This is a genomic window from Pseudomonas sp. IT-347P, assembly GCF_949768005.1.
GTDB lineage: Bacteria > Pseudomonadota > Gammaproteobacteria > Pseudomonadales > Pseudomonadaceae > Aquipseudomonas.
Map to the genome: position 1 here is coordinate 39306 of NZ_CATKPQ010000008.1, position 7776 is coordinate 47081.

Sequence of the window (7776 nt, forward strand, 5' to 3'; positions counted from 1 at the left end):
GCGTACCTCATGAACCGGCCGGGGCACCACGCCCCGGCCCGCCCCGCCCACTCACGTAAAGGAGACCGGCCATGAGCGCTGTCATCGATGACCACGGTCACGCCGAGCACGCCCACGGCCCCGCCAAAGGCCTGATGCGCTGGGTGCTGACCACCAACCACAAGGACATCGGCACGCTGTATTTGTGGTTTGCGTTCCTGATGTTCCTGCTCGGCGGCTCGTTCGCCATGGTAATCCGCGCCGAGTTGTTCCAGCCCGGTCTGCAGATCGTCGAACCGGCGTTCTTCAACCAGATGACCACCATGCACGGTCTGGTGATGGTCTTCGGCGCGGTGATGCCGGCGTTCGTCGGCCTCGCCAACTGGATGATCCCGTTGATGGTCGGCGCGCCGGACATGGCCCTGCCACGGATGAACAACTTCAGTTTCTGGCTGTTGCCGGCGGCGTTCCTGCTGCTGGTCTCGACCCTGTTCACTCCCGGTGGCGGGCCGAATTTCGGCTGGACCTTCTACGCACCGCTGTCGACGACCTATGCACCGGAAAGCGTGACGTTCTTCATCTTCGCCATCCACCTGATGGGGATCAGCTCGATCATGGGCGCGATCAACGTGATCGCGACCATCCTCAATCTGCGTGCCCCCGGCATGACCCTGATGAAAATGCCGCTGTTCGTCTGGACCTGGCTGATCACCGCGTTCCTGCTGATCGCGGTGATGCCGGTGCTGGCCGGGTGCGTGACGATGATGCTGATGGACATCCACTTCGGCACCAGTTTCTTCAGTGCTGCCGGTGGCGGTGACCCGGTGCTGTTCCAGCATGTGTTCTGGTTCTTCGGGCATCCCGAGGTGTACATCATGATCCTGCCGGCGTTCGGCGCGGTCAGCCAGATCATCCCGACCTTCGCGCGCAAACCGCTGTTCGGCTACACCTCGATGGTCTACGCCACGGCGAGCATTGCGTTCCTGTCGTTCATCGTCTGGGCGCACCACATGTTTGTGGTCGGCATTCCGTTGGTAGGCGAGCTGTTCTTCATGTACGCAACGATGCTCATCGCCGTGCCGACCGGGGTGAAGGTGTTCAACTGGGCGAGCACCATGTGGCAAGGCTCGATGACTTTCGAGACGCCGATGCTGTTTGCGGTGGCGTTCGTGATCCTGTTTTCCATTGGTGGTTTCTCCGGGCTGATGCTCGCCATCGCGCCGGCGGACTTCCAGTACCAGGACACCTATTTTGTGGTCGCGCACTTCCACTATGTGCTGGTGCCGGGGGCGATCTTCGGGATCTTCGCCTCGGCCTATTACTGGCTGCCGAAGTGGACCGGGCACATGTACGACGAAACCCTCGGCAAGCTGCATTTCTGGCTGTCGTTCGTCGGCATGAACCTGACCTTCTTCCCGATGCACTTCGTCGGGCTGGCAGGGATGCCGCGACGGATTCCGGATTACAACCTGCAGTTCGCCGACTTCAACATGGTCTCGTCGATCGGCGCGTTCATGTTCGGCGCCACACAGATCTTCTTCCTGTTCATTGTGATCAAGACCATTCGCGGTGGCGAGCCTGCACCGGCCAAGCCTTGGGATGGTGCGGAAGGTCTGGAGTGGAGCGTGCCGTCGCCGGCGCCGTATCACACCTTCACCACGCCGCCGGAAGTGAAATGAAACGCCTGGCTTCTGTGGGAGGGGGCTTGCTCCCGAATGCCATTTATCATTCAACAGATAAGTTGACTGATCCGACGCATTCGCGAGCAAGCCCGCTCCCACAGAGGTTCTTGGTTGAGGGTTGGAACCATGGCTGACTCGATCTCGATGAAGAAACTGGTCACCCGCCTGCTCGGCGTGGTGGTGGCGATGTTCGTTTTCGGTTTTGCCCTGGTACCGATCTACGACGTGATGTGCAAAGCCTTCGGCATCAACGGCAAGACTGCCGGGCAGTACGAAGGCGAGCAGGTCGTCGATACCTCGCGCCAGGTGCGCGTGCAGTTTCTCTCGACCAATACCGCCGACATGCCGTGGGACTTCTACCCCAAGCATGACGAACTCACCGCCAACCCCGGCGCGGTCAACGAGATGATTTTCATCGCGCGCAACCCCACCGACAAACCGATGAGTGCGCAAGCCGTACCGAGCATCGCGCCGAGCAATGCGGCGGCGTATTTCCACAAGACTGAATGCTTTTGCTTTACCCAGCAGGTGCTGCAGCCCGGTCAGCAGATCGAGATGCCGGTGCGTTTCATTGTTGACCGCGACATGCCCAAGGATGTGAAGCACCTGACGCTGTCCTACACGCTGTTCGATATCACCGCCCGACATCCTCCGGTAGCCGTAAACACTGGCGGTTGAGCGTGCCCGATAAGGAGAACAATAAATGGCAACTCATGAGCACTATTACGTTCCGGCCCAGAGCAAATGGCCGATCATCGCCACCTTCGGCATGGCCATCACGGTGTACGGCCTCGCCACCTGGTTCAACGATCTGAAGGCAGCACGCCCGGAATCCCACGGCCCGTACATCTTTTTCATCGGTGGGCTGTTGCTGGCGTACATGCTGTTCGGCTGGTTCGGGGCGGTGATCAAGGAAAGCCGCGCGGGACTCTACAGCGCACAGCTGGATCGCTCGTTCCGCTGGGGCATGAGCTGGTTCATCTTCTCTGAGGTGATGTTCTTCGTCGCCTTCTTCGGTGCACTGTTTTATGTGCGCCACGTTTCCGGGCCGGCGCTCGGCGGTGAAGGGCCGAAAGGCATCGCCCACATGCTGTGGCCGAACTTTCAGTTCACCTGGCCGCTGCTGCACACACCGGATCCGAAACTGTTCCCGCCACCCAAGGAAGTCATCAGCCCGTGGGGCCTGCCGCTGATCAACACGATTCTGCTGGTCAGCTCCAGCGTGACCATCACCATCGCCCACCACGCACTGAAGAAGGGCCATCGCGGCGCGTTGAAAATCTGGCTGGCGATCACCGTGCTGCTGGGCTGCGCGTTTCTCGGTTTCCAGGCTGAGGAATACATCCACGCCTATCACGAACTGGGCCTGACCCTCGGTTCAGGCATTTACGGCGCGACGTTCTTCATGCTCACCGGCTTCCACGGCGCCCACGTGACCATCGGCACGATCATTCTGTTTGTGATGCTGATGCGCATCATGAAGGGCCATTTCGATGCCGAGCATCAGTTCGGGTTTGAAGCGGCGAGCTGGTATTGGCACTTCGTCGACGTGGTGTGGATCGGCTTGTTTATCTTCGTTTACGTGCTCTGAGGACCAACGCTACCAAGGCGCATGCGACACCAGTTGGCCGCTGTAAAAGCCCCAGGCGATCAAGCCGACGGTGATGGCGGCCAACGCCACCCGAACACTCAAGGCGATGACCAGGCGATTCGAGCTGCTGTCGTCCTTGACCAGGAAAAACAGGCCGCTGAACAGGCTGATCACCGTGGCAATCAGCATCAGGACGATCGCTGTTTTGAGCATGGGAAGAACTCCGGGGGACAGGCGATGCAGTTGAGTATAGCGATCGCAATGACTGACTTTGTGGCGCAGCCATGAAGCGTTTTCGTCCGGGCGTGATACCGACCGTGGTGGTGACCTTATTGCTACCGCTGCTGGTGTCGCTGGGTTTCTGGCAACTTAGCCGGGGCGCCGAGAAAACCGCCCTGCTCGCCAGTTACGCCGAACGCCGCGCCGCCGAACCGATGGCCAGCACTGAGTTGCTGAGCAGCGCCGATCCGGCCTATCGCCGCGTGCATCTGCATGGCCAGTTCGATGCCGCGCACAGTCTGCTGCTGGATAACCGCCAACGGAACGGCAAGGTTGGCGTCGAGCTGCTGCAACCGTTTCAGGATCAACGCAGCGGTCTGTGGCTGCTGGTCAATCGCGGCTGGTTGCCGTGGCCGGATCGCCGCGTACCGCCGCAATTCTCCACGCCTGCAGATGCGCTGAATGTCGACGCCTGGGTTTATGTCGCCCCCGGCGCGACCTTCCAGTTACACGCCGATCCGGTGAGCAATACCTGGCCGCAAACCGTCACCGCCATCGACCCGACCAAGCTGTGGAAAACCCTCGACCGCGACGGCTTCACCTACGAATTACGCGCCGAACCCGGCCCGGCCAGCTTGGAAACCGATTGGCCGGTGGTCGCCATGGGCCCGGAAAAACACCTCGGTTACGCCGTGCAGTGGTTCGCCATGGCCACCGCCCTGCTCGGCCTCTATGTCTATTTGGGCTTGCACAACGCAAAGGAGAAACACCATGGGAACGGCCATGAATCCACCCAGCATGTCTGAGGCGAAACCTGCCACCAGCCGCCGTCGCGGGCGTATTCAGTTGCTGCTGATTGTGCTCGGTGTGGTCGGCCCGATGCTGCTCGCCACCGGCATGTACAAACTGCAGTTCTGGGTGCCGGAGGGACGCAGCTATCACGGCGAACTGATCGGCAACGGCCAGACCCGCGCCGACCTCGGCGTACCAGCCGAGGAACAACGCTGGCAGATGCTGGTTACCGCGCCGAAGGACTGCGCAGTGGATTGCCAGCAACTGGTGTATCTGGCGCGGCAGATCCAGATTGGCCTCGGTCGCGAAGCCGGGCGCGCCAGCCATGCACTCGCCGTCGCGCAACCGGTGAGCGCAGATTACGAGGCCAAGCTGAGCCGTGAATATCCACAACTGCAACGCTATCCGCTGGACGCTGGTGTGTTCAGCAAAACCACTGGCGACAAAGCCACGCCACAGCTGTGGATCATCGACCCGCACGGCAACCTCGTGCTGCGCTATGAGCCGAATGTGAAAGGCAAGGATCTGCTCAACGACCTGCGGCACCTGCTGAAACTGTCGAACATCGGATAAGGGCATTGTCATGGCCAAACCTGGATTTCGCCTCGCGCTGTTTGCCACCCTGCTGGCCCTGATTGTGGTGCTGCTCGGCGCCTACACCCGCCTGACCCACGCCGGCCTCGGCTGTCCGGATTGGCCGGGCTGCTACGGGTTTATCAGCGTGCCAAAAAGCGAAACCCAACTGGCCCATGCCGAATTGCATTACCCCGACTCGCCGGTGGAGGCGCACAAGGGCTGGAACGAGATGATCCACCGCTACTTCGCCGGCACCCTCGGCCTGCTGATTTCGATTCTGGCCGGGCGCGCGTGGGTCAACCGTCGTCATCCGGGGCAACCGCTGAAGCTGCCGCTGTTTCTGCTGGCGGTGGTGTTCGCGCAAGCGGCGTTCGGCATGTGGACGGTGACGCTCAAGCTCTGGCCGCAGGTGGTCACCGGGCATTTGCTCGGCGGGTTTGCGACGTTGAGTCTGCTGTTTTTACTGACCTTGAGATTGTCCGGCGTATTACCGGCGCTGACCGTGCCCAAGCGCTTGCAGTATTGGGCGACGGCGGGATTGTTGTTGGTGATCGGCCAGATTGCGCTGGGCGGCTGGGTCAGTTCCAACTACGCGGCGGTGGCCTGCATCGATTTTCCGACCTGCCACGGGCAATGGTTGCCGCCAGCGGATTTCGCCAATGGTTTTCACCTGACTCAACACATCGGCCCGAATTACTTGGGCGGACAACTCGACAGCGATGCGCGCACGGCGATTCACCTGACTCACCGTATCGGCGCTTTGCTGGTTACGTTGGTGCTGCTCGGTCTCGCCTGGCAATTGAAAGTGGTCGGCATGACGCGGCTGGCCGGTCTGGTGCTGATTGCCCTCGCGGCGCAGATCACCCTCGGCATCAGCAACGTGCTGTTCCATCTGCCGCTGCCGGTGGCAGTCGCGCATAACGCCGGCGGCGCGGCGCTGTTGCTGACCCTGGTGCTGGTCAACTATCACGCGCGCACCAGTCTGGTCCGGGTCAAGCAACCGGTACTTGCGCGCTGGCGCCTGAGTCCGCGTAAACACGCGGCCGCGCCCATCACCATAAAAGGAGAAACGCCGTGGCGATTCTGATTGGCGAGCGCCCGCATCAGGCGATCTGGCGTGATTATCTGGAACTGACCAAACCAAAAGTCGTGGTGCTGATGCTGATCACCTCGCTGGTCGGCATGTTCCTCGCGACCCGCGCCGGGGTGCCGTGGACGGTGCTGGTGTTCGGCAATCTGGGGATTGCGTTGTGTGCCGGCGGCGCGGCGGCGGTCAACCATGTGGTGGATCGGCGCATCGATGCGGTGATGGCGCGCACGCACAAACGACCGTTGGCTGAAGGCCGGGTTTCACCAGCGGCAGCGCTGACGTTTGCACTGGTACTGGCGTTGCTCGGTCAGGCCTTGTTGCTGACCTTCACCAATCCGCTGACCGCTTGGCTGACCCTCGCTTCGCTGCTCGGATACGCGGTGATCTACACCGGGTTCCTCAAACGCGCGACGCCGCAGAACATCGTCATCGGCGGCCTCGCCGGTGCTGCCCCGCCACTGCTGGGCTGGACCGCCGCCACCGGCCACGTCAGCGCCGAACCACTTCTGCTGGTGCTGATCATCTTCGCCTGGACCCCGCCGCACTTCTGGGCACTGGCGATTCATCGCAAGGAGGAATACGCCAAAGCCGACATCCCGATGCTGCCGGTGACCCATGGCGAGCACTACACCAAGGTGCACATTCTGCTCTACACCTTCGCCCTGTTGGCGGTGAGTCTGTTGCCGTACGTGATTCACATGAGCGGCGTGCTCTACCTGATTTGCGCGCTCGCGCTCGGCGCAAGGTTTCTGCAATGGGCCGTGGTGCTGTACCGTGGCACTCGGCCGCACGCGGCGATCAACACCTTCAAGTACTCTATCTGGTACTTGTTTCTGTTGTTCATCGCACTGCTCGTAGACCACTACCTACTGTTGAACCTATGACTCGAACCCAGAAAACCGTCTTCATCCTCGTCGCCGTGATCGCGCTGATCCTCGGCCTGACCGTGAACAAAGTGCTGAGCGGCAAGGGCCAGGGCGATCCGACTGCGCTGATCGACGCCGGCATTATCCTGCTGCCGCAGAGCCGCAATCTGCCGGACGTGACGATGACAGATCAGGACGGCAAACCGGTGGCGATCGATGAGTTGAAGGGTAAGTGGAGCCTGCTGTTTTTCGGCTACACCTTTTGCCCGGACATCTGCCCGACCACCCTTGCGCAGCTGCGGCAGATCAAGAGTGAATTGCCCAAAGACGCTGTGGACAAGTTGCAGATCGTGCTGGTCAGCGTTGACCCGAACCGCGATAACCCGAAGCAGTTGAAACAGTACCTGGGCTACTTTGATCCGCAGTTTGTCGGCCTGACGCCGACCTCGATCGAAGAGCTGCAGAAGGTCGCGAATGCGGTGAGTATTCCGTTTATTCCGGCGGATACCAGTAAGCCGAATTACACCGTCGACCATAGCGGCAATCTGGCGGTGATCGGGCCGGACGGTACGCAGCGCGGGTTTATTCGAGCGCCGTTGAATAACGCCAAACTGGTTGCGCAACTGCCGGTGATGCTTAACCGCAAGTAATCTTTTAAAGGCAAAAGCCCCTCACCCTAGCCCTCCCGAAACGTCGGACCGCCCGGAGGGAGAGGGGACTGATTGGGGGATGCTGTAGAAATACGCCGACCTGTAAGCGCGGTGCTGAATCCATAATCGCCAGGATCGTTCAGGTCGATGTGCTGTACCGAATCCATAATCGACTCGATCTGTCAGGGTCGATGTATGACACAAGACAACTCGGTCGGCTCCCTCTCCCTCCGGGAGAGGGCTGGGGTGAGGGGCCGCTTCACAGCAGGTTCAAAGCCAAACACCAGACACAAAAAAGGGGACGCTCATGGCGTCCTCTTTTTCATTGCAG

9 protein-coding genes are annotated in these 7776 nt (G+C 60.7%); 8 read left to right on the top strand and 1 reads right to left on the bottom strand.

The window, feature by feature from the left end:
* The first annotated feature begins 71 nt into the window (after positions 1–71).
* The 3 genes from ctaD to ACM6IV_RS03800 all read left to right on the top strand — a co-directional run bounded on the left by ctaD (position 72) and on the right by ACM6IV_RS03800 (position 3252).
* A complete protein-coding gene (gene ctaD, locus ACM6IV_RS03790) occupies positions 72–1658 on the top strand; it encodes a cytochrome c oxidase subunit I (protein WP_414868788.1) in 1587 nt (528 codons plus the stop codon).
* Between the two features lie 129 nt (positions 1659–1787).
* The gene (locus tag ACM6IV_RS03795) at positions 1788–2339 is read left to right on the top strand and encodes a cytochrome c oxidase assembly protein (protein ID WP_103302941.1); all 552 of its coding nucleotides are present in this window, start codon (positions 1788–1790) and stop codon (positions 2337–2339) included.
* A gap of 25 nt (positions 2340–2364) precedes the next feature.
* Positions 2365–3252 (top strand): cytochrome c oxidase subunit 3, encoded by an 888-nt coding sequence (locus tag ACM6IV_RS03800; RefSeq protein ID WP_414868789.1) that lies wholly within the window; start codon positions 2365–2367, stop codon positions 3250–3252.
* Positions 3253–3261: 9 nt separating this feature from the next.
* Here ACM6IV_RS03800 and ACM6IV_RS03805 read toward each other — a convergent pair whose 3' ends face one another.
* Positions 3262–3465, bottom strand: coding sequence for a twin transmembrane helix small protein (locus tag ACM6IV_RS03805; protein ID WP_150649207.1), 204 nt, complete (start codon positions 3463–3465; stop codon positions 3262–3264).
* A gap of 71 nt (positions 3466–3536) precedes the next feature.
* Between ACM6IV_RS03805 and ACM6IV_RS03810 the strand changes: the two genes are divergently transcribed.
* From ACM6IV_RS03810 to ACM6IV_RS03830, 5 genes are read left to right on the top strand one after another with little or no spacing between them, the layout of a single operon-like run.
* Positions 3537–4277, top strand: coding sequence for an SURF1 family protein (locus tag ACM6IV_RS03810; protein ID WP_414868790.1), 741 nt, complete (start codon positions 3537–3539; stop codon positions 4275–4277).
* Positions 4243–4836: a hypothetical protein gene (locus ACM6IV_RS03815; protein ID WP_414868791.1), complete on the top strand. Its 594-nt coding sequence runs from the start codon at positions 4243–4245 to the stop codon at positions 4834–4836. Before ACM6IV_RS03810 ends, ACM6IV_RS03815 begins: the two co-directional genes overlap by 35 nt.
* Before the next feature lie 10 nt (positions 4837–4846).
* Positions 4847–5926: a COX15/CtaA family protein gene (locus ACM6IV_RS03820; RefSeq protein WP_414868792.1), complete on the top strand. Its 1080-nt coding sequence runs from the start codon at positions 4847–4849 to the stop codon at positions 5924–5926.
* Positions 5914–6813 (top strand): heme o synthase, encoded by a 900-nt coding sequence (gene cyoE, locus ACM6IV_RS03825; protein ID WP_038365028.1) that lies wholly within the window; start codon positions 5914–5916, stop codon positions 6811–6813. Before ACM6IV_RS03820 ends, cyoE begins: the two co-directional genes overlap by 13 nt.
* The gene (locus ACM6IV_RS03830; protein ID WP_083353913.1) at positions 6810–7445 is read left to right on the top strand and encodes an SCO family protein; all 636 of its coding nucleotides are present in this window, start codon (positions 6810–6812) and stop codon (positions 7443–7445) included. Before cyoE ends, ACM6IV_RS03830 begins: the two co-directional genes overlap by 4 nt.
* Positions 7446–7776 lie beyond the last annotated feature (331 nt).

Excerpts from the sequence above, each read along its gene's own strand:
- ACM6IV_RS03820 (WP_414868792.1), top strand. The coding sequence starts at position 4,847 with ATGGCCAAACCTGGATTTCGCCTCGCGCTGTTTGCCACCCTGCTGGCC.
- ACM6IV_RS03830 (WP_083353913.1), top strand. The coding sequence starts at position 6,810 with ATGACTCGAACCCAGAAAACCGTCTTCATCCTCGTCGCCGTGATCGCG.
- ACM6IV_RS03805 (WP_150649207.1), bottom strand. The coding sequence starts at position 3,465 with ATGCTCAAAACAGCGATCGTCCTGATGCTGATTGCCACGGTGATCAGC.
- ctaD (WP_414868788.1), top strand. The coding sequence starts at position 72 with ATGAGCGCTGTCATCGATGACCACGGTCACGCCGAGCACGCCCACGGC.
- ACM6IV_RS03810 (WP_414868790.1), top strand. The coding sequence starts at position 3,537 with ATGAAGCGTTTTCGTCCGGGCGTGATACCGACCGTGGTGGTGACCTTA.
- ACM6IV_RS03815 (WP_414868791.1), top strand. The coding sequence starts at position 4,243 with ATGGGAACGGCCATGAATCCACCCAGCATGTCTGAGGCGAAACCTGCC.
- ACM6IV_RS03800 (WP_414868789.1), top strand. The coding sequence starts at position 2,365 with ATGGCAACTCATGAGCACTATTACGTTCCGGCCCAGAGCAAATGGCCG.
- ACM6IV_RS03795 (WP_103302941.1), top strand. The coding sequence starts at position 1,788 with ATGGCTGACTCGATCTCGATGAAGAAACTGGTCACCCGCCTGCTCGGC.